This window comes from Lentibacillus salicampi (assembly GCF_004565465.1).
GTDB lineage: Bacteria > Bacillota > Bacilli > Bacillales > Amphibacillaceae > Lentibacillus > Lentibacillus salicampi.
In genome coordinates this window covers 1-23,922 of the sequence record NZ_SRHY01000025.1, presented here as the reverse complement: position 1 = coordinate 23,922, position 23,922 = coordinate 1, and the positions used below count along the sequence as shown (strand labels likewise).

26 protein-coding genes are annotated in these 23,922 nt (G+C 41.8%); 20 read left to right on the top strand and 6 right to left on the bottom strand.

Annotated elements, in window-relative coordinates; translation table 11 throughout:
- Positions 1–114: 114 nt before the first annotated feature.
- Entirely contained in the window at positions 115–1,467 is a 1,353-nt protein-coding gene (gene dnaA, locus E4U82_RS13125) for a chromosomal replication initiator protein DnaA (RefSeq protein ID WP_135110626.1), read from the bottom strand.
- A gap of 561 nt (positions 1,468–2,028) precedes the next feature.
- On the opposite strand from dnaA, the gene rpmH reads away from it, so the two are divergent.
- The 12 genes from rpmH (at position 2,029) to E4U82_RS13065 (ending at position 14,027) form a co-directional block, all read left to right on the top strand.
- Positions 2,029–2,163: a 50S ribosomal protein L34 gene (gene rpmH, locus E4U82_RS13120; protein ID WP_135110625.1), complete on the top strand. Its 135-nt coding sequence runs from the start codon at positions 2,029–2,031 to the stop codon at positions 2,161–2,163.
- Positions 2,164–2,229: 66 nt separating this feature from the next.
- Positions 2,230–2,574: a ribonuclease P protein component gene (gene rnpA, locus E4U82_RS13115; RefSeq protein WP_135110647.1), complete on the top strand. Its 345-nt coding sequence runs from the start codon at positions 2,230–2,232 to the stop codon at positions 2,572–2,574.
- Between the two features lie 103 nt (positions 2,575–2,677).
- A complete protein-coding gene (spoIIIJ, locus tag E4U82_RS13110; RefSeq protein ID WP_135110624.1) occupies positions 2,678–3,442 on the top strand; it encodes a YidC family membrane integrase SpoIIIJ in 765 nt (254 codons plus the stop codon).
- Positions 3,439–4,053, top strand: a complete 615-nt coding sequence (gene jag, locus E4U82_RS13105; RefSeq protein WP_135110623.1) for an RNA-binding cell elongation regulator Jag/EloR — start codon at positions 3,439–3,441, stop codon at positions 4,051–4,053. The genes spoIIIJ and jag overlap by 4 nt, the downstream gene beginning before the upstream one ends.
- Positions 4,054–4,971: 918 nt before the next feature.
- The gene (gene mnmE / locus E4U82_RS13100; RefSeq protein WP_135110622.1) at positions 4,972–6,348 is read left to right on the top strand and encodes a tRNA uridine-5-carboxymethylaminomethyl(34) synthesis GTPase MnmE; all 1,377 of its coding nucleotides are present in this window, start codon (positions 4,972–4,974) and stop codon (positions 6,346–6,348) included.
- Positions 6,349–6,423: 75 nt separating this feature from the next.
- Entirely contained in the window at positions 6,424–8,310 is a 1,887-nt protein-coding gene (gene mnmG / locus E4U82_RS13095; RefSeq protein ID WP_135110621.1) for a tRNA uridine-5-carboxymethylaminomethyl(34) synthesis enzyme MnmG, read from the top strand.
- A 22-nt stretch (positions 8,311–8,332) separates the two neighbouring features.
- Entirely contained in the window at positions 8,333–9,049 is a 717-nt protein-coding gene (gene rsmG / locus E4U82_RS13090; RefSeq protein WP_135110620.1) for a 16S rRNA (guanine(527)-N(7))-methyltransferase RsmG, read from the top strand.
- Positions 9,050–9,316: 267 nt separating this feature from the next.
- Positions 9,317–10,177 (top strand): nucleoid occlusion protein, encoded by an 861-nt coding sequence (gene noc / locus E4U82_RS13085; protein WP_135110619.1) that lies wholly within the window; start codon positions 9,317–9,319, stop codon positions 10,175–10,177.
- A 203-nt stretch (positions 10,178–10,380) separates the two neighbouring features.
- Positions 10,381–11,154: a ParA family protein gene (locus tag E4U82_RS13080; RefSeq protein WP_135110618.1), complete on the top strand. Its 774-nt coding sequence runs from the start codon at positions 10,381–10,383 to the stop codon at positions 11,152–11,154.
- Positions 11,135–11,980, top strand: coding sequence for a ParB/RepB/Spo0J family partition protein (locus E4U82_RS13075; RefSeq protein ID WP_135110617.1), 846 nt, complete (start codon positions 11,135–11,137; stop codon positions 11,978–11,980). The genes E4U82_RS13080 and E4U82_RS13075 overlap by 20 nt, the downstream gene beginning before the upstream one ends.
- A gap of 164 nt (positions 11,981–12,144) precedes the next feature.
- A complete protein-coding gene (locus tag E4U82_RS13070; protein ID WP_135110616.1) occupies positions 12,145–13,299 on the top strand; it encodes an aminotransferase class V-fold PLP-dependent enzyme in 1,155 nt (384 codons plus the stop codon).
- A 23-nt stretch (positions 13,300–13,322) separates the two neighbouring features.
- The gene (locus E4U82_RS13065; RefSeq protein ID WP_135110615.1) at positions 13,323–14,027 is read left to right on the top strand and encodes a DUF554 domain-containing protein; all 705 of its coding nucleotides are present in this window, start codon (positions 13,323–13,325) and stop codon (positions 14,025–14,027) included.
- Between the two features lie 41 nt (positions 14,028–14,068).
- Here the strand turns inward: E4U82_RS13065 and yyaC are convergent, their stop codons facing one another.
- Positions 14,069–14,692, bottom strand: coding sequence for a spore protease YyaC (gene yyaC / locus E4U82_RS13060; RefSeq protein ID WP_135110614.1), 624 nt, complete (start codon positions 14,690–14,692; stop codon positions 14,069–14,071).
- 85 nt (positions 14,693–14,777) lie between these two features.
- Here yyaC and E4U82_RS13055 point away from each other — a divergent pair, with 85 nt between their 5' ends.
- The 7 genes from E4U82_RS13055 to rpsR all read left to right on the top strand — a co-directional run bounded on the left by E4U82_RS13055 (position 14,778) and on the right by rpsR (position 19,876).
- Positions 14,778–15,803, top strand: coding sequence for a YkvI family membrane protein (locus E4U82_RS13055; protein WP_135110613.1), 1,026 nt, complete (start codon positions 14,778–14,780; stop codon positions 15,801–15,803).
- A 268-nt stretch (positions 15,804–16,071) separates the two neighbouring features.
- Positions 16,072–16,977 (top strand): mechanosensitive ion channel family protein, encoded by a 906-nt coding sequence (locus tag E4U82_RS13050; RefSeq protein WP_135110612.1) that lies wholly within the window; start codon positions 16,072–16,074, stop codon positions 16,975–16,977.
- A gap of 14 nt (positions 16,978–16,991) precedes the next feature.
- Positions 16,992–17,189, top strand: coding sequence for a DUF951 domain-containing protein (locus E4U82_RS13045; RefSeq protein WP_135110611.1), 198 nt, complete (start codon positions 16,992–16,994; stop codon positions 17,187–17,189).
- Positions 17,190–17,404: 215 nt separating this feature from the next.
- Complete coding sequence (ychF, locus tag E4U82_RS13040) at positions 17,405–18,505, top strand: redox-regulated ATPase YchF (protein WP_135110610.1); 1,101 nt, start codon at positions 17,405–17,407, stop codon at positions 18,503–18,505.
- Between the two features lie 238 nt (positions 18,506–18,743).
- Complete coding sequence (gene rpsF / locus E4U82_RS13035) at positions 18,744–19,034, top strand: 30S ribosomal protein S6 (RefSeq protein ID WP_135110609.1); 291 nt, start codon at positions 18,744–18,746, stop codon at positions 19,032–19,034.
- A 17-nt stretch (positions 19,035–19,051) separates the two neighbouring features.
- Entirely contained in the window at positions 19,052–19,540 is a 489-nt protein-coding gene (gene ssb, locus E4U82_RS13030) for a single-stranded DNA-binding protein (RefSeq protein WP_135110608.1), read from the top strand.
- A gap of 105 nt (positions 19,541–19,645) precedes the next feature.
- Positions 19,646–19,876, top strand: a complete 231-nt coding sequence (gene rpsR / locus E4U82_RS13025; protein ID WP_209300574.1) for a 30S ribosomal protein S18 — start codon at positions 19,646–19,648, stop codon at positions 19,874–19,876.
- A 47-nt stretch (positions 19,877–19,923) separates the two neighbouring features.
- Here the strand turns inward: rpsR and E4U82_RS13020 are convergent, their stop codons facing one another.
- The 4 genes from E4U82_RS13020 to E4U82_RS13005 all read right to left on the bottom strand — a co-directional run bounded on the left by E4U82_RS13020 (position 19,924) and on the right by E4U82_RS13005 (position 22,601).
- Positions 19,924–20,541 carry an ATP-binding cassette domain-containing protein gene (locus E4U82_RS13020; RefSeq protein ID WP_135110606.1) on the bottom strand — a complete coding sequence of 206 codons (618 nt, stop codon included), beginning with the start codon at positions 20,539–20,541 and terminating at the stop codon, positions 19,924–19,926.
- A 15-nt stretch (positions 20,542–20,556) separates the two neighbouring features.
- On the bottom strand, positions 20,557–21,234 hold the full coding sequence (gene modB, locus E4U82_RS13015; RefSeq protein ID WP_135110605.1) for a molybdate ABC transporter permease subunit: 678 nt from the start codon (positions 21,232–21,234) through the stop codon (positions 20,557–20,559).
- Between the two features lie 75 nt (positions 21,235–21,309).
- Positions 21,310–22,101 carry a molybdate ABC transporter substrate-binding protein gene (gene modA / locus E4U82_RS13010; protein WP_135110604.1) on the bottom strand — a complete coding sequence of 264 codons (792 nt, stop codon included), beginning with the start codon at positions 22,099–22,101 and terminating at the stop codon, positions 21,310–21,312.
- Between the two features lie 11 nt (positions 22,102–22,112).
- A complete protein-coding gene (locus E4U82_RS13005; protein ID WP_135110603.1) occupies positions 22,113–22,601 on the bottom strand; it encodes a DUF1189 family protein in 489 nt (162 codons plus the stop codon).
- Between the two features lie 309 nt (positions 22,602–22,910).
- Here E4U82_RS13005 and E4U82_RS13000 point away from each other — a divergent pair.
- Positions 22,911–23,922, top strand: a 1,012-nt coding sequence (locus E4U82_RS13000) for an IS110 family RNA-guided transposase (RefSeq protein ID WP_135110602.1), incomplete at its 3' end; no start/stop codon positions are given.

Sequence of the window (23,922 nt, the reverse complement as noted above, 5' to 3'; positions counted from 1 at the left end):
TGCTTGTGATTATGTGGATATCTCCAAAATCGCTGTGATATGAAAGTTATTCACATGTGGATAGGATGTTTACAAGCATGTATTCGCTATTCACATGATTCACATGTTTATAACTTAAAACGACTTCAGCTGTTCTTTTAATTCTTCAATGTCCCGCCCTAATAACGTGTCATTTTCCATCATCTTTACAATTTTTTCGTGAGCATGAATAACCGTTGTATGATCTCTGCCACCGAATTCTTCACCAATTTTAGGCAATGAAAAATCAGTGAGTTCCCGTGATAGATACATAGCAATCTGCCTTGGAAATGCAATTGATTTTGTTCGTTTTTTAGCTGCGAAATCTTCCAATTTGATATTGTATTTTTCCCCGACAGCTTCCTGTATGCCTTGAATCGTAATGGTACGCGGTTTATTGCTTGGGATGATATCCTTTAGTGCATCCGCTGCAAGCGAAGCATCAATATCCTGATTAATGAGCGATGAATAAGCAACAACACGGATTAATGCTCCTTCCAGTTCACGGATATTGGTATCGATCTGGTTGGCAATATAAAGCATTACTTCATTTGGAATGTCGAGTCCTTCCGCTTTTGCTTTTTTTGTCAAAATAGCAATCCGTGTTTCCAGGTCCGGTGGTGTAATATCTGTGATCAAACCCCATTCAAATCTGGAACGCAGGCGATCTTCAAGTGTTGGTATCTCTTTCGGTGGACGGTCACTTGAGATGATGATTTGTTTATTATCCTCGTGCAACGTATTAAACGTATGGAAAAATTCTTCCTGAGTTGATTCTTTTCCGGCTATGAATTGAATATCATCAATTAATAGAATATCGACATTGCGATATTTGTTTCTGAATTGGGTTGCTTTGTTATCCATAATGGCGTTGATAAACTCATTCGTAAACTTTTCTGATGACAGATAAACGACATTTGCTTCTGGATTGTGCTCCCGAACGTAATGTCCGATGGCATGCATCAAGTGTGTTTTCCCGAGTCCGACACCGCCATAAATAAACAACGGATTATAGGCTTTTGCCGGGGCTTCAGCAACAGCAAGCGATGCAGCATGTGCAAAACGGTTGCCCGACCCGATAACGAATGTATCAAACGTATATTTCGAATTTAGCATGGTTTTTGTATGATCTGTTTTGCCTTGATTCTTTTCCATAGGTACATTGTTTGGAGCAGGGTCCATGTCATTTCCAGGATCCTGTGAATCGGGAATAATAAATCGGGTTGATAAACGGGCTCCGGTGATTTCCAGTAAAATTTCATTAATCAAATCTGTATATCTGCCATCAAGCCAGTCGCGTGCAAATTCGTTTGGGGCCATGACAGTTAATGTGTCTTCTTGTAATGATTCGGCTTTTGTATTTTTCAGCCAGGTATCAAAGCTGGGTTTACTGATTTTTTCTTCAATCTTTTCCAACGCCGCAACCCACAATTCATCGATGTTCTCCAACTCTTTCACCCCTTTCGATTTTGAAGATGAGAAAAACCCTTTCCTGGGTCTCTCATATCATGATGTTGAAAGACGGAAAGGTTTTCTGATTATTAATAGTGTATAGTTGGTTGTGGATGGTTTAACATGGCCGTTGCAACAAAACGTTTAACTTATATTCGTTATCCACACGATTGTTGATTGTTTCGCAAACAGAGGTGTGTATGAATATCCACATATTATCCACAGTCTGTGGAAAAACAGGAACTATAATTATTTTGTACACATATCAAAGCACAAATATAATACCAAAAAAAAAGCTATTGTGCAACGCTTTTTCGACAGTTATCCACAAACCCCACCGCTTGTAGACAAGAATTATCCACACTACTATATTTTGTGAGTAAGTTGTCGATAATCGTTGTGAACAAAAAAATTTTGTTGAAATTTCATTTACAAGCGAGTGTGGATAAGATTTTCCGGATGAAAAGTTGACAGGGAGAAATGTTTTTCATTATAATGTCATAGACTGCTTTTAGAATGTCATTTTATGTTTGAATTCCTCAGGGAGGTGTATGATAAATGAAGCGAACTTATCAACCAAATACGCGTAAACGGAAAAAGGTGCATGGATTCCGTGCACGAATGAGTTCAAAAGACGGACGCAAGGTTCTGAAGCGACGTCGCCGTAAAGGACGAAAAGTATTGTCTGCATAGGCCACTGACATATCAGTGGTCTTTTTTCCGCTACAGCGGGAAAAATGATGGATGAAGGTGATCGGATTGAAAAAAATATACCGGGTCAAAGATAATAAAGAATTCCAGCATGTCTTCAAACATGGTAAGTCATTTGCAAACCGGCAGCTTGTTTTATATTATTTAGACAAACCTGGGCAGCCGCATTTCCGCATTGGCTTATCTGTTGGTAAAAAAATAGGCAATGCTGTGATGAGGAATCGGATCAAACGGTATTTGCGGCAGGCATTCTTTGAGCTGGAAGGCTCTATCCGGCCGACAACAGATTTGATTATTATTGCTCGTTATCCAACGCGTCAAATGAATTTTCACGAGGTGAAAAAGAGTTTAATGCATTTATTATCAAAAGAACGGCTGTTAGCTAAAAAATAACGAGCTTTTTTAAATATATATGGAATCTTCTATTGATTTAATGGTAAAATAGTAAATAGGTTTTATACATAGGTTGTTTTTTTGTTTGTTAGGAGGAAATAAATTGCGTAAAAAGGTTTTGCTGCTTATAACCTTAATCGGGTTATTAGTGCTTCTCTCCGGCTGTATGGATATAAAAGAACCGGTCAGCTCAGAGAGTGAAGGAATCTGGAATTCATGGTTTGTATGGCCGTTATCACAGGTTATAACGTATTTTGCAAATATGTTTAATGGAAGTTACGGTTTATCCATTATTATTGTAACAATTATTGTTCGTCTGATTCTTCTGCCGTTGAATGTGAAGCAGTTAAAGAGTTCCAAAGCCATGCAGGATATTCAGCCGGAACTCAAGGAACTGCAGCAAAAATACGCTTCAAAAGATGCCAATACACAACAGAAACTGCAGCAGGAAACGATGAATCTGTTTCAAAAACACGGGGTGAATCCGTTGGCAGGTTGTTTGCCGATATTTGTGCAAATGCCGATATTGATTGCGATGTATCATGCGATTATGCGGACACCTGAAGTTCAAGAGCATCCTTTTCTGTGGTTCGAATTAGGTTCACCGGATTATGTTTTGCCTTTAATTGCCGGTGCAGCAACTTTTTTCCAGCAAAAGTTAATGATGGCGGGAAGTGCTGCTGCACAGAATCCGCAAATGATGGTCATGTTGTATGTGATGCCGATCATGATTACAGTCTTTGCATTTTTCTTCCCGGCAGCGTTGGCTCTGTACTGGGTTGTAGGAAATGTGTTTATGGTTGCCCAGACGATTTTCATTCGTAAACCAATGATGAATGATCATAAAAATGGGGGAGACAAAAAGTGAGAGAAATAACTGCCAGTGGACAAACGGTTGAGGAAGCGGTCCAATCAGCATTAGAGCAGTTAGACACCACAAGAGACCATGTAGATGTTGAAGTGATTGACGAAGGGAAGAAGGGGCTTCTAGGAGTATTTGGTTCTAAGCGCGCTTTTGTTAAGGTGACAACGGTAAAAAATCAAATTGAAGAGGCTCAAAACTTTTTGCGCGATGTAACCGGAAAGATGAACGTTGAGGCAGACGTGACAACTACGGTTTCGGAAAATCATATTACGTTTGACTTAGCAGGTGACAAAATTGCTGTATTAATCGGGAAGCGCGGACAGACATTGAACGCCATTCAATATTTAGTTCATCTTGTTCTGAATAAGGATGGCACACAATATTACACGGTTACCGTTGATGCAGAAGGATACCGTGGCAGACGGAAAGACACGCTTGAATCACTTGCACATAAAATGGCTGATAAAGCATTAAGTCTGAATAAAACGGTAGCGCTTGAACCAATGCCTGCATTTGAGCGTAAAATTATCCATAGTGTATTACAGACGAATGAGCAGGTATCAACCCATTCGGATGGCGTTGACCCCCATCGGCACGTCGTTATAGAACCCTGAATAAATCAATCACCCCGTTAACGGTTTTTAACGGGGTGATTTTTTTGTTAAGTGAGAAAAATCAATTGTGGGCGACCAGATAATAAACGATTTATTCACAAGGCTCTTTTTCTGGATTTTGCTGCTTTTTACGAAGTTGAGATAAACTGCGACGTAATGTTCCATGAGTGTTAAACTGCCGCTGCGGAAATACACTTGGTGCTCGTCGTGTTGCAAGTGATTGCGGGAAGCAGCACTCCTCGCAACTCGCAGCTAACTCGGCGGATGTTTTGCTCGTCGCTTTCCGTGGGCGGCTGATGAGCCTCCTCGAGCTAAGCACTAAGGGGTCTCATCTAGGCCTCTGCTCCCACAGGAGTCTCCGTGTATTTCCTCCGCTGGTTTTATTGTCTGGTCCAGGAGTCGTGATAGAAATACGTTTAAAACCACTACACTAGTCCGGGTGAGCGGAGGGCGGTGACTCCTGCTCAGAACAACGTGTCCGAAGACCCCGCAGGAAAGCGGTCTTTGCTTTCCGAGGAGGCTGAGGCCGTGCCCGCGGAAAGCATCCGCCCGAAGCGACCTCGGACGGTGGGGCGAAAAGTGGACGTACTTATAGAAACCATTCCAGCACTTACGTCGCTGTTTATGGATTTTGTGTCAAAAACAGCAATTTTTTAGAAAACAGCCATTCACGAAAGGATGAGTGGTCCGCGTTTTTCGAAGGAAATGAAGAAAAAGATGCGGGACAGCTGTCCACTTGTTAATAACGGATAAAAACCCATCTATCCACATGTGAATAGATGGGTTTTTATCCGTTATTATTCACGCTGTGGATAAGTTTATTTTTGATGGATTTTGTGATATTCTATTATATTAGTGACAGATAAAAATCATGCTTTTTATATAGATTAAAGTCGATGTGCAATGGAGGTGAGATGAATGGAGACAGATACGATAACGGCGATATCAACGCCAGTTGGTGAAGGGGCGATATCGATTGTTCGGCTGAGCGGTTCTGCGGCCATTCCGGTTACGGCAGGAGTATTTCAAGGGAAAAATCTGCATGATGCGGAGACGCATACCATTCATTACGGAAAAATCATTGATCCCGAAACGAACGAGGCTGCTGAAGAAGTAATGGTCACGATCATGCGGGGACCCAAAACATTTACACGAGAAGATGTAGTTGAGATTAATTGCCATGGTGGCATGATCGCGGTGAACCGTGTTCTGGAGATTATTCTTGAACAAGGTGTGCGAATTGCGGAACCTGGTGAATTCACCAAACGTGCTTTTTTGCATGGACGGATTGACCTGTCACAGGCAGAAGCGGTCATGGATCTGATTCGGTCAAAAACCGATAAAGCCATGTCAGTTGCCCTGAAGCAGATGGATGGGCGGCTTTCACAACTGATCGGTCGGCTCAGACAGCAATTGATTGAAACAGTGGCACATGTCGAAGTAAATATCGATTACCCGGAATATGACGATGTTGAAGAAATGTCGCATGAGATGATGCGCACGCAAACACAAGAGGTGCATGCCGAGATCGACCATTTGCTGGAAGTTGCCAAACAAGGGAAAATATTGCGTGAAGGGTTGTCCACTGCGATTATCGGACGCCCGAATGTGGGCAAATCTTCTTTAATGAACACCCTTGTCCAGGAAAATAAAGCCATTGTCACAGAAGTCCCCGGAACAACACGTGATACCATTGAGGAATATGTCAATGTCCGTGGCGTGCCATTGAGGTTGGTGGATACGGCGGGGATCCGTGAGACCGAAGATATGGTTGAGAAAATTGGTGTTGACCGGTCCCGGAAAGTATTGGAAGAATCTGATATGATATTGTTTGTTTTAAATTATAATGAAGAGCTTACAGAAGAGGACAAGAAACTGTTTGAAGCGGTTCGGGGATTGGACTATATCGTGATGGTGAACAAATCGGATTTGGAACAAAAACTTGATTTAACCAAAGTGAATCAGCTGGCTGAGGGTAAACCGGTGATAACAGCTTCCTTAATTAAGGAAAAGGGAATTGATGAACTAGAAACAGCCATTGCTGAAACATTCTTTGCCGGCGATATTGACACAGGTGATATGACGTACGTCTCCAATATTCGCCATATCCAATTGCTGAAACAGGCTAAGCAGTCACTGGAAGATGCCATGAGCAGTCTGGACATGGAAATGCCGCTTGATATCGTCCAGATTGATGTCACCCGCACATGGGAGTTTTTGGGTGAAATCATTGGTGATACGGCCAGTGACGGCTTAATTGACCAGTTATTTTCACAATTTTGCTTAGGGAAATAATAGTTTCTGCGAATATAAACGATTCTTTATCGAAATAATGATTGAAACAGGTACAAACAGAAAGGGTGAAAAATGATGGTATATGATGCCGGACGTTATGATGTCATTGTGATTGGCGCTGGTCATGCTGGTGTGGAAGCAGGTGTCGCTGCAGCCAAAATGGGCGCGAAAACGTTAATGCTGACGCTGAACCTTGATATGGTTGCTTTTATGCCGTGCAATCCGTCACTTGGCGGCCCTGCTAAAGGGATTGTCGTTCGTGAAGTTGATGCGCTGGGTGGTGTTATGGCCAAGGTGATTGACAAAACGTACATTCAGATGCGCATGCTGAATACACGAAAAGGCCCAGCTGTCCAGGCACTACGGGCACAGGCGGATAAACCACTTTATATAAAAGAAATGAAACATGTCCTGGAAAATCAGGAAAATCTGACACTCAGGCAGGGCATGGTCAATGAATTGATCATGGAAGATGGTGTATGCAAAGGGGTCGTTACGGAAACGAAAGCCGCTTATTATGCTGAAAGTGTCATTGTCACAACAGGAACATTCATGCGTGGGAAGGTGCTGATGGGAGATCTCGAATATGAAAGTGGTCCAAACAACCAGCGGGCATCCATCAAACTTTCCGAAAATCTTGAGGATCTCGGCCTTGATCTGACCCGGTTTAAAACAGGAACACCACCAAGGGTGAACAGCCATTCGATCGATTATTCCAAAACGGAAATGCAGCCAGGGGATGAGAAACCGCAATGTTTTTCATATGAAACAACGGAATTTATAACAGACCAGATTCCGTGCTGGCTGACGTATACCAATGAAGTGACGCACCAACTTATTAACGATAATTTATCTTCATCCGCAATGTACTCCGGTATGAAACGTGGAACAGGACCGCGTTATTGTCCGTCGATTGAGGATAAGATTGTTCGGTTTAATGATAAGCCGCGTCACCAGATCTTTCTTGAGCCTGAGGGCAGAGATACGGAGGAAGTGTATGTTCAAGGACTTTCAACGTCTTTGCCGGAAGATATCCAGCATGATATGGTTAAAACAGTCCCAGGACTCGAAAATGCTGAAATTATGCGCGGCGGCTATGCGATTGAATATGATGCCGTTATTCCGACCCAATTATGGCCGACAATGGAATTAAAACATATTCCCGGGCTGTTTACGGCGGGACAAATTAATGGTACATCAGGCTATGAAGAAGCAGCAGCTCAGGGGATTATGGCTGGTATTAATGCTGGTGCAAAAATTGTCGGTAAAGAGCCATTGATTCTTGACAGATCCCAGGCATATATCGGCGTCCTGATTGACGACCTGGTTACCAAAGGAACAAAGGAACCATACCGTCTCCTGACATCGAGAGCCGAATACCGTTTATTATTGCGTCATGACAATGCCGACTTACGTTTAACAGAAATCGGCCATGACTACGGCTTGATCACAGAAGAACGCTATGATCAATTTGTTGAGAAACAACGCCTTGTTGAGCAAGAGAAAAAACGTCTTGGTAAATTAATCATCAAACCGGGAGACGCTGTTCAACAAATGCTGCAAAATGCAAACGGCGCCCCGTTAAAAGAAGCCGTCAAAGCATATGATATGTTAAAACGGCCTGAAGTAACCTATGACATGCTTGAGCATGTTATCGAAACAAATGGTGATTTGCCAGATATCGTCAAAAAGCAGGTCGAAATACAAGTCAAGTATGAAGGCTATATTAAAAAAGCGAACGAACAAGTAGATCGGATGCTCAAAATGGAAAGTAAAAAGATTCCGGATGACATTGATTATGATGATATTGATGGCATAGCCTTCGAAGCAAAAGAAAAACTTAAAAAAGTTCGTCCGCTGTCTGTCGGTCAGGCTTCGCGTATTTCAGGGGTTAATCCTTCAGACGTGTCCATCCTGCTTGTTTATATTGAACAGGGAAAAATTGCCCGCGTAGCGAACTAGGTGTTGAAGGAGACAACGATTCATGAAACCAGAACAATTTGTGGATGGCTTGCATGAACAAGGTATCAAATTGAGTGAAAGACAAAAGGAGCAGTTTGCTGATTATTTTCGGACACTGGTAGCGTGGAACGAAAAGATCAATTTGACAGCCTTAACAGATGTAGAAGATGTGTATTTGAAGCATTTTTATGATTCTATTTCCGCTGCATTTTATCATGATTTTACTGGAGATGTGAGAATTTGTGATGTGGGTGCTGGGGCAGGATTCCCCAGTATCCCGCTTAAAATATGCTTTCCTGATTTACGTGTTACGATCGTTGATTCATTGCAAAAGCGTATAAACTTTTTAAATCAACTGGCTGTACAACTTGATCTTAAGGATGTTGCTTTTTATCATGACAGAGCAGAAGGCTTTGGAAAAAACAAACAATTCAGGGAGTCGTTTGATATGGTTATTTCCAGAGCTGTCGCCCGGATGTCTGTATTAAGCGAGTTATGTTTACCGCTGACGAGAATCAATGGTTTGTTTATCGCTATGAAAGGTTCGCAGGCTGGGGACGAGATAACTGATGCCAAAAGTGCAGTGCAAATACTGGGCGGTGAACTGGACACAACCCACACGTTTCATCTACCAGAGGAAAATAGCGAGCGGTCCATCATTTCGATTCATAAAAAACAAAAAACACCTAAGAAATATCCGAGGAAACCGGGACTGCCAAATAAAAGCCCAATCGCTTAATCTTTTGCTACAAAAGTTTATAGGGTGATTTTCATACTCATTCAGAGCAATATATGGTAAAATGAGTTTAGGATTGGACGGATTTGTTTAGATTAAATCGATCAATTTCCTCTTTAAATGAATAGATTACATAAAAATGTTTCACGTGGAACATTTTAAGTTATCGTGCTATCTATCTATGTATCTATCTTGCTGAAATAGTTCAGGGTTCAATAGGGGATTGGCGGTTTGCGGTGACTAACATGATTGTAAAGGTGGTGTTTGGTAGTGGTAAGTCCATTAAATCGAATTTTTGGTGGAGGGGACAAAAGTGATCCCGTGTCATCAGAAGAGAATTACCATCCGGATGAGGTAACCGAACTTTCGATTGCGAAAATCGAACCAAATAGATTCCAGCCCAGGGCATTGTTTAATGAAGAAAAAATAAAAGAACTGGCACAAACGATACATACACATGGTATGATTCAGCCCATCGTGGTCCGGAAACTGGATGGAGAAGATCAATATGAACTAATTGCCGGGGAACGCAGATGGCGGGCAGCGCAAACACTGGAGTGGGAAAATATCCCCGCGATTATCCGTACCATGACAGATACTGAAATTGCGTCTGTCGCGTTAATTGAAAATCTTCAGCGTGAGGAATTAACCGTTATAGAAGAAGCCGGTGCTTACTTAAAACTGCTGGAACTGCACTCGTTGACACAGGAAGCATTAGCGCAGCGTTTAGGAAAAAATCAATCGACCATCGCAAATAAATTAAGGTTATTAAAGCTTCCTGAAGAAGTGCAATCAGCGATATTGGACAAGCAAATAACGGAAAGACATGCCCGCGCTTTAATTAAAATTAGCGATCCGGAAAAGCAAGTGAAAATGCTCGAAAGAATTTTATCGAAGGATTTAAATGTAAAGCAAACCGAAGAACAGATTGAAAAAATGGATCAGGCTGACGAAAAACAAGTTAAAAAGCGTCCAAAGCGTAAAGGTGTCAATAAAGATGTACGGATTGCCATGAATACAATACGCCAGTCTTTGAGTATGGTTTCTGATACAGGAATAGATGTGGAAACAGATGAAGAGGATCGTGATGATTTCTATCAAATTACGATTAAAATACCCAAAAAGAAATAATACATTCTATTATATATCTTAATAAACACCATTCATCTTAGGAAAACATAAGATGAGTGGTTTTTAAATCCAAAAATTGAACGACCTCTCATATTAAGAAGATATTGCAACGATAACTTTCCTTCAACAATGTGCCATTTTAATAGGCGCATCTCAGTGAAAAGTGATAGAATAATAATTATAGATGTTAGGTAGGTGACAGCATGGGTAAAATTATGGCCATTGCAAATCAAAAGGGTGGCGTTGGAAAAACAACATCAGCAGTAAACTTGAGTGCAGGTATGGCGCAATTAAAAAATAAAGTGTTAGTTGTTGATATTGACCCCCAAGGTAATGCTACCAGCGGGTTAGGCGTTAACAAGGCTGATATGGATCAGTGTGTTTATAATGTCCTAGTGGAAGACTTACCTGCCGAAGAGGTTTGTGTACCTACACAAGTTGAAAATTTAGATATGATCCCTGCCACTATTCAACTTTCAGGCGCTGAAATTGAATTGGTTTCGACAATTTCGCGTGAAATCAGATTGAAAAAGGCACTGGAGGACCTCAAACAAGTTTATGATTATATTGTCATTGATTGTCCGCCTTCTCTGGGGCTGCTTACGATTAATGCCCTTACAGCTTCAGATACGGTGTTAATTCCTGTCCAATGTGAGTACTATGCATTGGAGGGTTTGAGTCAGTTATTGAACACGATTCGTTTAGTGCAAAAACATTTGAATAAAACCTTAATGATTGAAGGAGTTTTACTGACCATGCTTGATGCCAGAACAAATCTAGGCATTCAGGTGATTGAAGAAGTTAAAAAGTATTTTCAGGATAAAGTTTATCAGTCAGTCATCCCCCGAAATATTCGTTTAGGCGAAGCGCCAAGCCATGGTCAACCAATTATCACGTATGACCCTAAATCAAAGGGTGCAGAAGTATATCTTGAATTAGCAAAGGAAGTGGTAAACAATGGCGAAAGGGTTGGGTAAAGGAATCAATGCGTTCTTTCCGCCTGAACTGGAAGAGGAGAATGATGATGTCATTCAGGAAATTCCAGTCGATCAGTGTCGTCCAAATCCTTATCAACCTAGAAAGACGTTTCATGCGGATGCCATTGAGGAATTAAAAGATTCAATATTGGAATACGGTATTGTTCAACCGCTCATTGTCCGCAAAAGTATCAAGGGCTATGAGATCATTGTGGGTGAGCGTCGTTTCCGCGCTGCTAAAGAAGCTGAATTGACAACAATTCCAGCAGTCGTTAAAGATTTATCAGATGATAAAATGATGGAAGTTGCCCTGCTGGAGAATTTGCAGCGTGAAGATTTAACAGCCATTGAGGAAGCACACGCTTACCATAATTTAATGCGTGAACTAGGTGTTACACAGGATGAACTATCAAAACGACTCGGAAAAAGCAGGTCACATATCGCGAATATTGTGCGTCTTCTCTCACTTCCGGATCAGGTCACAGCCTATATTAATAACGGTGAACTGTCAATGGGCCATGGACGGGCATTACTTGGTATACAGGATGAAGAAAAGATACTCCCGTTGGTTCATAAAATACGTCAAGAAAAGTTAAATGTGCGACAGGTAGAGCAGCTGATTGTGCAATTGAATAATAAGCCTGAAAAAGAAAAGAAAAAGGAGAAACCGAAAAAGGATATTTTTTTGCAGGAACGTGAATCTGTACTACGCGATCGGTTAGGTACTGCGGTTTCCATTAACCGGGGAAAACGTAAGGGTAAAATCGAAATCGAATTCTATTCTAATGACGATCTTGAGCGTATATTGGAATCGCTGGATCAATAATGAACGAAAGACTGACTCTGTTAAGCTACATATAGTCAGTCTTTTTCTTAACGTCAGACGTTATGGCTGGTCTTATCTGAAAAAACTACTTCCTTCCTGAAGAACTCATGTAGTCGATTTATTTAATTAGGTGTGTATAATGCTATGACTAAAGGGTGTGAACTATGATATATTTCGATCAAGCGGCATCATCTCATCCGAAACCACCCGAAGTAGGGGAAGCGATGATGGATGCATTGAATGGAATAGGGGCCAATCCTGGCAGGGGAAGTCATAAATTAGCGAACCATGCGGCAGCTATCATATCGGAGACGAGAGAAACGATTTCCCGTCTATTTGGTTGCAGTGATCCTAAAAGGGTCCTGTTTCACCCGAATGCAACAATTGCCTTAAATCAAGCCATAAAAGGGATGCCATGGTCAAAGGAAGATCATGTGATTGCCACATCATGTGAGCATAATTCAGTACGCAGGCCTTTGGAGTATATCAAGAGTGAATATGGCGTCAACGTAACTTATGTACCTTGGTATAATCATGAACAAGCATTTGTGCAGCAGGTGGTACAATCGATCAATTCGAATACAAAATTAATTGCAATCACACATGCGTCCAATGTAACTGGGGCTGTTATACCTGTTGAGAGACTGGCTTCAGTCATTAGCGATCTTCACATACCATTACTTGTTGACGCATCACAGACAGCGGGCCATATGTCACTAAATATGCAAGACATGGGAATCGATATGATGGTGATGCCAGGTCATAAAGGACTATTTGGGCCCCAGGGGACAGGCGTGCTTATGGTTGAAGGTGATGTGGAACTGTCTCCACTTCACCATGGGGGCACCGGGAGTTATTCTGAAAAACCCGAGCAGCCGTCACAGTGGCCGGAAAAGCTGGAAAGTGGTACGTTAAATACACCGGGGATCGCCGGGTTACAAGCTGCATTGAAACACTATGAAACACGTGATCAAGAAAATGTTTCACGTGAAACAATCTTGAGTCAAACACTTTTAAAAGGGTTGAAACAGATCGAAGGCGTTACGTGCTATGGACCGGATGAACATGAACAGCGCATGCCGATCGTTGCATTTAATGTGTTGAATGTCCCGTCACAGGAGATTGCCATGATTCTGGATGCACACTATGACATAGCTGTCAGGGCCGGGCTCCATTGCAGTCCATTAACACATGAGACACTGGATACGGCCGGGCAAGGTATCGTCAGAGCAAGTCTTAGTATGTATAATACGGAAGAAGAAGTGGAGCAATTCTTACAGGCGATTAGGGAAGTGACGGAATCTTATAACCTTCTGTAGGATAATAAAGTGAGGATGGCTGAATGGCTTTATTTGGAACTATTGTTAATGGCATTTGTATTATTGCAGGCAGTTTAATTGGCTTATTTTTTACCAAAATACCGGAACGCTATAAGGAAACCGTCATGCATGGTATTGGGCTGGCGGTTATCTTAATCGGTTTGCAAATGGCTTTATCAACGGAAGCGATTATTGTCGTGTTACTGAGTTTATTGACAGGTGCCATTATAGGTGAATTTATACATTTGGAAGAAGGGCTTAACCGGGTTGGAGAATGGATAGGAAAAAAGTTTGCGACAACAAACGACAACATCAGCGTTGCGCAAGGATTTATAACCGCATCACTTGTTTTTGTTATTGGTGCTTTATCCGTCATCGGAGCATTGGATGGCGGCTTGCGCGGAGATCATGAAGTGCTGATCACAAAAGGTGTAATTGATGGATTTGTTGCCCTTGTATTAACAACAACACTTGGTTTTGGTGTTATTTTGTCAGTTGTTCCGGTTGTCGTTTATCAAGGTTCGATTGCTTTACTTGCGACACAAATAAATCAATGGATCCCTGAGACATTTTTAAACGGACTAATTGGTGAGCTGACGGCAGTAGGTGGATTGTTAATCATGGCCATTGGACTTAATTTATTGAAAGTCGTGCAGATACGCGTAGGAAATTTGTTACCTGCCATCTTGACGGTGGGGTTGGTTTATTATGTTTACTTATTATTTTAAGAAAGACGATTGTAAAACCTCTGCTGCCATTAGCAGAGGTTTTACATTTCTCCTTCCAACGTTTGGTTTTCGGGTGCAACAATCGCTGGAAATGGCGTTGAATTTGTTAGTTGCTGGTCGACTTTATCCAATAAAGCGGCAATATGTTTTGCCATATCGACAACAAGAGAAAGCCTCGTATTTTGTAAGGTGGTGAATTCCATGAACCCGCTGATATTCACAACACCAGTAATATGAATATCCCCAATAGCGGGAAGGTTCTTATTCAATGCCGCTCCAGGGCTTAATGATCCCGTATCAACTATGATAGAGCCTACTGAAGCGGCTTTTCCAAGGGAAGCATCGACAGCAATCAAAAAAGCGTCTTGGTGCCGCTTATAAATGTGTTTGATGTAGTCCGGCATATTGGTGGCATGGACAGGTTCAGGTAATGTACCGTATATATGTAAATGTTTCGGTTTTAATTCTGATAAAAAAGATCCTGTTAAAGGTCCAAGCGCATCACCTGTCGACCGGTCTGTTCCAACACAGACAATCACATATTCTTTTGGTGCTGCCGGCAGCCAGGACATGATTCGCTCGTTCATTTTGCCAGGCAAATCCGGATTTGTATAGTTTAATTGTAGTTTTTCATTTTTGGTAATGAAACGGTTCATTAGATTCATAGCTTTTCCTCCACAAACATATTGGTATTAGTATACGGAAAAAATGATCAAACTATACGTGGATCAACACAATGGAGGAGAAGTAATGGTACGAGCGGGTCTGAAGTGGATGTTTTTAATTATCGGAACAACAATCGGAGCGGGTTATGCGTCCGGAAGAGAGTTATGGCAATTTTTTGGCCATGAAAGCGGACTTGCTATTTTGTTATTTGCCGTATTCTTTTCAATATGCTGTTATGTGATTATGCATGTCAGCTATCAGAAAAGATCCAGTGACTACTTGCCGGTGCTTCGTGATATTGTAGGGGACAAGCTGACAGGTGTATATGATGTCATGATATTCTTGTACTTAACGACGACAACTGTTGTCATGATTGCAGGGAGCGGTGCCACCGGACAAGCATTTGACATTTCCTATTGGTGGGGTGTAGTGATCATAACAGTCTCTTTAATTGGCCTGTTTTTAAAAGATATCAACGGGCTACTCGCGATGAATCAACTTGTGCTCCCCTTACTGCTCGGTGGGCTGTTATATATTCTATTATTATTTATGAATGACCAGGGGCTAAATGTATGGTCGCATTTGCATGAACAACGGAATTGGACAGCTGCTTTTCCGTTTACCGCACTAAATATATTGCCGCTAATCGCCGTTTTGGGTGCAATCGGCAATAAAGTGAAGACGAAACAGGAAATTTATGTTGCGGCAATTGGCAGTGGCCTGATACTGGGTATTATTTCATTCATTTACAACAGCAGTTTAATTCAAATTGCCGACGAACTGCTATTATACGAAATTCCATTATTCGCCATACTTAAGCATTATCCCTTTGAAATACTTATTTTTATGTCCATTCTATTATGGTTTGCTATTTTCACAACTGCTGCATCGGGTGTGTTCGGGATTGTTTCCAGAATTCAAAGCTGGTGGAATGCACCTGTATGGATACTGGCAACTGTTGTCATTATCGCTATGGTACCATTAACCACAGTGGGCTTTTCGACGCTGATCAACTATATATATCCAATATATGGGATTTTAAATTTATATGTATTAACACGATTACTTCTTTACCCTTTGTGGAATAAGTCAGAAGACAAGCATAGTTGATGGCACATTTCTTTTCATAACGGGGCTTATATTGTAAAATCTATTTATCATACATTTAACATGCCGTCATCTATGAGGCAAAAATGCATGAATTAGAATAAAGTGGAACACTATTCAGTGAAGTGTTTTCCTTCACTGAATGTTAATTGAACAGGATCGGGCATTTAGGGTCCATCACTCCAGTATTTTGGCTGGTTCATGATCTTTAAATGCTGGATAAAAATGGATTTTCATGGAATTGAGCTATATTGAATTGTCGGAGGTTTTGATGGTGGATTTTATTAGTAATGAATTCATGGAGCTCTGGACCTATATAACTGGGCCGAAACTTTGGCTCACAATTGGTGAGGCGGTATTGAAGGCCATTGTGATTCTCCTGATTGCCGTGATTATTGTCCGGGTGGGAAACAAGGTTATATGGCGGCTTTTTGAGAGCAGGTCACGAGGACCGATACGAATAACGGAAAGACGGGAAATCACGATTAAGAAACTGATTCAGAACACCTTAAAATATACCGTCTATTTTATAGCATTTATAATGATTCTGGATGGTGCATTCGGTCTTGAAATCGGAGCATTGCTTGCCGGTGCCGGTGTGGCAGGTCTTGCCATCGGTTTTGGTGCCCAGAATCTCGTGCGGGATATTATTTCAGGTTTTTTCATTATATTTGAGGACCAATTTTCAGTGGGGGATTATATTCTCACATCAGGCGCGGAAGGAACCGTTGAGGAGATTGGGATGCGGACAACGAAAATCCAAAGCTGGACTGGCGAGCAACATGTCGTTCCGAACGGCAATGTTACCCAGGTGACCAACTATTCAACCCATAACGGACTTGCAGTTGTGGATGTGAATATCCCATATGAAAGTGATATTGCTGCTGCAGAGGAAATTATTAATGATATCTGCCAAACGCTGCCTGATAACTATGAGGAAATTGTTCGTGTTCCGGAAATAATTGGTGTTCAGACCTTGGAAACCTCCCACTATGTCGTTCGGCTCATAGCGGAAACATTGCCCGTTTATCAGTGGGCGGGTGCGCGTATTATGCGAAAGGAAATTAAGGAAGTACTATACAAACAAGGCATTGAAATCCCGGCACCGCGTCTTGTTATGTATTCAAGAAATCAGGAACCAAGCTCACTTCAGATTGACCCAGAACGGGAAATGTAAGGGAGGAAATCAATATGGCAGATAAGGAATTTGGCCTGAATGATATTGTACAAATGAAAAAGCCTCATCCTTGTGGGGAAAATCGCTGGAAAATCATCCGTATGGGTATGGATATCCGAATAAAATGTATGGGCTGCAGTCACAGTGTTATGATTCCCAGAAAAGATTTTACAAAAAAGGTGAAAAAAATACTGACAAAGGCGGAAGGGTAAAAATTTGTCCAAAATTTTAGGTAGCTCCTTTAAATCATCATTTTGTGAGGTAGCATGAACGGAAATTGTCATTTTAAAGGGGGAATCTGTAAAAACAGGTATGGTTAAATGCCTGTTTTTACTTTTTGTTTACTTGTCATTTTCATGCCTACTATCTATAATTGTAATGACTGACACGTTCATATGAATGGAATCCTTAAGGAGTGAAAGTTGACATGTCTTTAACAGCAGGAATTGTTGGGCTTCCGAATGTTGGTAAATCAACATTATTTAATGCCATCACCCAAGCGGGTGCCGAGGCAGCGAACTATCCGTTTGCTACGATTGATCCGAATGTGGGTATTGTGGAAGTTCCTGATGATCGCTTAAATAAATTATCTGAGTTGGTAAAACCGAAAAAAACAATTCCAACAACATTTGAATTTACGGATATCGCTGGAATTGTAAAAGGGGCGAGTAAAGGGGAAGGACTGGGCAACCAATTTTTATCCCATATTCGCCAGGTGGATGCAATTGTTCAGGTAGTCCGCTGTTTCCAGGATGATAATATCACGCATGTTTCAGGTAAAATCAATCCGATCGATGATATTGAGACGATCAACCTTGAATTGATTTTGGCAGACTTGGAAACCGTTGATAAACGCCTGCAGCGGGTTGAAAAAATGGCCAGACAGAAGGAAAAAGAAGCTGTGGCCGAATATCAGCTGCTTGAAAAATTAAAAGAAGGATTGGAGGCAGAGAAACCAGCAAGAGCGCTCGATTTTTCAGATGATCAATGGAAGATGGTAAAAGATTTGCACTTGTTGACGACGAAACCTGCTTTGTACGCTGCCAACGTGAGTGAGGAGGATGTGACGGATCCGGAATCAAACGAAAAAGTACGCGAAGTTAGAGAATACGCTGCTAATGAAAATGCTGAAGTGATTGTCGTCTGCGCTAAGATTGAAGAAGAGATTGCCGAATTGGATCCGGAGGAAAAGGAAATGTTTTTGGAAGACTTAGGGATAGCGGAGTCCGGGCTTGACCAGCTTATCAAGGCTTCCTATCAATTGCTGGGTTTGGGAACTTACTTCACAGCCGGTGAACCGGAAGTACGTGCATGGACATTCCGCAAAGGGATAAAAGCACCACAGGCAGCAGGTATTATCCATACAGATTTTGAACGTGGCTTTATCCGAGCGGAAACGGTTTCTTATGAGGATTTGATGGAAACGGGGTCAATGGCAGGTGCACGGGACAAAGGCAAGGTTCGCCTGGAAGGTAAAGAATACATTGTTCAGGACGGCGACGTTATCCATTTCCGGTTTAATGTTTAGGTATGATGACAGCTGGGTTGATCATTTATAAAGAGGCGCAAAGTAAGGGTCTGAGCTGACATCAACTTTATAGACCGAAAAGGGAATGAATGGATCATTTAACGAATCAGGATCTCTCGAATGCTTGTTTTCTCAGGCGTATTTTGATATAATACACCATTGTGAGTAATGAAATCAATATTACTCCTTGCTCTTTTCACAGTAAAAGGGCCGCTAAGACCAAAAGGAGGTGTAACGGATGAGAAAATATGAAATCATGTATATCATCCGCCCGAACATGGAGGAAGAAGCGCAAACAAGCTTAATTGAGCGTTTCAACAACGTGTTAACAGATAACGGCGCGGAAATTGACAAAGTTGATGAAATGGGCAAGCGACGCCTTGCGTATGAAATCAATGACTATCGTGACGGGTATTATGTTGTCATTAAATTCAATGGTGATGAAGAAGCCATTAATGAATTTGACCGTCAGGCGAAGTTCACTGACGATATAATCCGTCATATGGCTATTCGAGAAGATGATCAATAAAATAGGGAGTGGTTCTGATGTTAAATCGTGTCGTATTAGTTGGCAGATTAACAAGGGATCCTGATTTGCGTTATACACCAAATGGCGCGGCAGTCGCTAACTTTACCTTAGCAGTAAACAGGCCTTTTTCAAATCAGCAGGGTAACCGTGATGCAGATTTTATTAACTGTGTGGTTTGGCGGAGGCAGGCTGAAAACCTGGCTCAATATATGAGCAAAGGCAGTATGGTTGGTGTTGATGGACGTGTTCAAACACGTACCTTTGAAACAAAGGAAGGAAGAACCGCATTTGTAACGGAAATTGTTGCAGATAGTGTTCAGTTCCTGGAATCAAAAGGTTCTTCACAAAATAGAAGTCAACCATCTACAGGATATCAGCCAAACCCGAGCCAAAATCAGAATCAGAGCCAGAGTCAGAACCAGAACCAGCCGGATCAAAACAATAATAATCCATTTAAAGACAATGGAGAACCTATTGATATATCAGACGATGATTTACCATTTTAGAGGTTGGAAACAGGATACCGAATGGACAGAAATTGGTGAGCCAACCGATTTCTGATTCGAACGTCCGTACTTCTTGTCTCTTAATCAATAAAAGGAGGGTTATTAATGGCAGCTCGTCGCGGTCGTGCAAAACGTCGTAAAGTGTGTTATTTCAAAGCAAATGGTATAACCCACATCGATTATAAAGATGTTGATCTTTTGAGAAAGTTCATTTCCGAGCGTGGAAAAATTCTTCCTCGTCGTGTAACTGGAACATCTGCAAAATATCAGCGTAAACTGACAAAAGCAATCAAACTTTCACGTCAAATGGCACTATTGCCATATGTCACGGAATAAAATAGAAAAACCCGATTAACCGGTTTTATCAGCGTTAATCGGGTTTTTTACATCATAAGCTTCCCATTATCGATTCTCAAAATTTGATCGCCAAGTTTTTCGGCTTCATCTTGATCATGGGTTACAAGAATAATGGGTATGTTCCACGACTTATGAAGCTGTTGTAATTCATAGTGACATGCCATTTTTGTATCACGATCCAGCGATGAAAATGGCTCGTCCAGGAGCAGTGCTTCAGGTTTGGTCATTAAAGCACGGACAAGCGCAACACGCTGTTTTTCACCGCCGGAAATTTGCTGAGGATAGCTGTTACGTAAATGGCTAATTCCGATCATATGAACAAGATGGTCAAGCAATTGCTCATCTTTCCCGCCATAACGGATATTTTTTTCAACTGTCATGTGCGGGAATAAAGCATAATCCTGAAACAAATAGCCAATACGGCGCTTGGCTGTGGGAACTGATTTTGAGTTGCCGTGATAAAGATGCCGCCCGTTTAGTGTTATTTGTCCGGCGTCGGGGTGGGTAAGACCAGTGATGCAATTGAGTATGGTCGTTTTACCGGAACCCGATGAACCCAATAAGACAGCAATCTCACCGCCAACTTTAAAATTGGCGTCCAGCATGAATGATGTCAACTTCTTTTGTATGTTAACCGATAGCATGATGAATCCCGCCAGTCATTTATCTCTTGTAAACCGCAAAATATTCCGTTCGCTCCACCAATTCAGCCATAAAATAGCAACAAGCCCAATGATCAGGATACCGATGACCCAAAATAATGCTGCATCCCTGTTGCCCGATTCTACGGCAAAATAGATAGCCAGCGGAATGGTTTCAGTCTGGTCCGGAATATAGCCGGCGATCATGAGGGTGGCACCGAACTCACCTAGTGCTCTGGCAAATGTTAGTACCAATCCAGCGAGCAAACCAGGCCATGCAAGCGGAAATGATATGGTCCAAAAAACTCGCCATTTGGATGCGCCCATGGTTAATGCGGCATTTTCAATATTCGGATCATATTTTTGAAATGACGCTGTGGCACTTTGATACATCAGTGGAAAGGCAACGACAGTAGCTGCTATAACAGCACCTGTCCATGTAAAGACAATTTGCACATCGAACCACTGCAAGAGCCATTTTCCAATTGGCCCATTGGTTCCAAATAAATAGATCAAGCCAAAACCGACAACCGTTGGCGGCAAAACCAGTGGCAGCATCAAAAGTGATTCGAGGATACGTTTTCCTGGAAACCCATTCCGTGTTATGATTCTTGCCAGAAATGTGCCCGTCACAAATACAATGAGCGTTGCAATACCGGCGATTTTCAATGACAATAGTAAAGGTGTTAAATCCATTTGTCTTCCCCTTTAGCCTGTAACGTCAGAAAGTATAGGTTATGGATGACCTTATAAGAAAAACTTCGGCACTCGCTATAGACGAGGCGAATGCCGAGTTTTTCTAATAAACCCGCTATCCTGCAGTATGGATTGCGCCTTGTCAGTCTGCAAAAACTGAATAAATGCTTTAGCCTGTTCCTTTGATGTGCTTGATGCTGTCACAGCTGCCGGATACTTGATTGGTTCATGAAGCGATTCGTCAACCGTTAAGATTTTCTTAACCAGATCAGAGCGCTTCAGATCACTGTTATAAACAATGCCAAAATCCGTATTTCCTGACTCAACATATGTAAGGGTTTGCTGTGCATTGCTGGTGTAAACCAGTTTGTCCTGCAGCGCTTGCCAAACACCGGCTTCACGCAATGCTTGTTTGGCGTAGTCACCTGCCGGCACGCTCTCCGGATTGCCAATTGCGATTTGCCCCACATCCACATTGGGCAAATCAGTTAATTGGTCGGCCGGGATTGATTTCCCGCGGCTGGATATCAGGACAAGCCGGTTTTGAATAAAATCAGTTCGTGTATCAGTTGCAATCATATCCTTATCAGCAAGCCTATCCATCCATTTTTGATCGGCAGAAAGGAACACATCGACCGGTGCACCTGAACGAATTTGTTGGGAAAGCTTGCCTGAGGCGCCGTAATTTAATGTGAGTGTGGTCTCCGGATGCTCAGCTTCAAATGCACTTTTAAGTTCAGAGAGTGTTTCGGTTAAACTTGAAGCGGCTGCTATCATTAATTCTGTATCGTTTGTTTTCCCCTGGTTTGAGCAGCCAGTGAACAGCAGTGCACCAAGTATCAGTATAACAAATGTGATCGATCGCATAAGGAAAACTCCTATTTTTGTATTCTTTGTTTTCGCCTGGGGTAAACGGTAATGATTTTAATCATGGACAGAAATACGTACAAGCTAAATAAACCGACGAAGACATCATCAAATGGTATAAAGAGTGAAAGAATTGTATATAACAAAAACGGATTTGTTGTTGTGTAAGCCACCATTTTCCATAGCAACGGAAACCTGAGCTTGCGTTTAAGTAATTTGGCAATGCCGGTACCGACATACGCCACAAATGAAATAAGTAAAAATATAATAATGATTAAAGGCAAATAATAAAAAATAAAAAAGTAAATCAGAAAGAATAGCCAATTCATCTCCGTACCTGCTCCGGTCGTCAGTTGATCAACCGATGGTGGAAGGGAGACAAAAAAGAGCAGAATAAACAAATAAACGACTGTAATGTCCATGCCAACCCGGTTTAATCCAAATACTGCTTGTCTGCCCGGTAATTGAATGCTGTTTAAAAATGTCCGCCAAAATATCACGCGTTTCATCTCCGGTTATATGATCGCCAATCGTTTCATGACAAAGGCTGGCATGATCCACATTTATCAATGCATGCCCTATCATTAAAATACCATTAATAACCTCTGTTGACTATGAATATTCCCTGAATTTTAATTATCGACAAATTTCCTGAAATATTTCCCGGGGAATAAAAAGCATTCCTGTATATCAAAAAATTTGAGGATAAGTGGGGCTAGAATCGGTTGTACAAAAATAGAGTCCCCTTGGTACGATAGAGAGTGTCATCGCGATGACCTCGAAATTAGATACCAAGGAGGACTCCTACAATGGATTTTACACAAAATAATCGCTTAGAGCAAATCACAGACGAGACACTAATCATCGGAATCGATGTGGCAAAGCACAAACATGTTGCGCGTGCCATTGATGATCGTGGACGCGACCTGGCCAAACGGTTGGTATTTGAAAATGGTCTAACGGGTTTTAAAGAATTGCTGGATTGGACACAAAATCTTTCTGAGCAAACGAATCGTCCAAATCTTATTTTTGGGATGGAGCCAACGGGACATTACTGGCTGAATCTGGCTTACTATTTAAAGGCATTGGAATTACACGCTGTGGTTGTTAATCCAACGAAAGTCAAACGCACAAAAGAGTTGGATGATGACTCACCAACTAAAAATGATACCAAAGATGCGAAAGTGATTGCACAGGTAGTACGTGCAGGACGCTATCATGAGCCAATTTTACTTGAAGGCATCTATGCTGAATTGCGTGAAGGGATGAAACTTCACGACATGATGCAAAAGAATTTGTCATCAGTTAAAGCACAAGTACAAAATGCGCTGGATCGTTATTTTCCAGAGTTTACAACTGTTTTTAAAGATTGGACCAAGAAAACACCGATTCACTTTTTGAAAAAAGGCTATCTGCCGGAAGATATCGTCTCCTGTTCGGAAGAGGCATTAATGGTGGAAGTAAAACAGGCGGCGAAACGCGGGGTTGGCATCAAACGCGTTCAGGAACTTAAGCATGCGGCTGAAACGAGTGTAGGTCTCACCGTTGGGCTGACGATGGCGCGCGAGGAACTCAGCTACCTAATTGATCAATATTTGGCTATCGAGGAACGTATCAGGGCTCATGAAGCACGATTGGAAGAACTTGTTCTCCAAGTTCCAGGGGCCAGTGAAATGATCGCGATAAAAGGGATAGGCGTCCTGACCGTTGCCGGATTTTTCGCTGAAGTAGGGGATTTATCCAATTATAAAGATCCACGCCAAATCATTAAATTAGCGGGATTTAATCTTCAGCTGAACCAGTCGGGCATTTTCAAGGGTC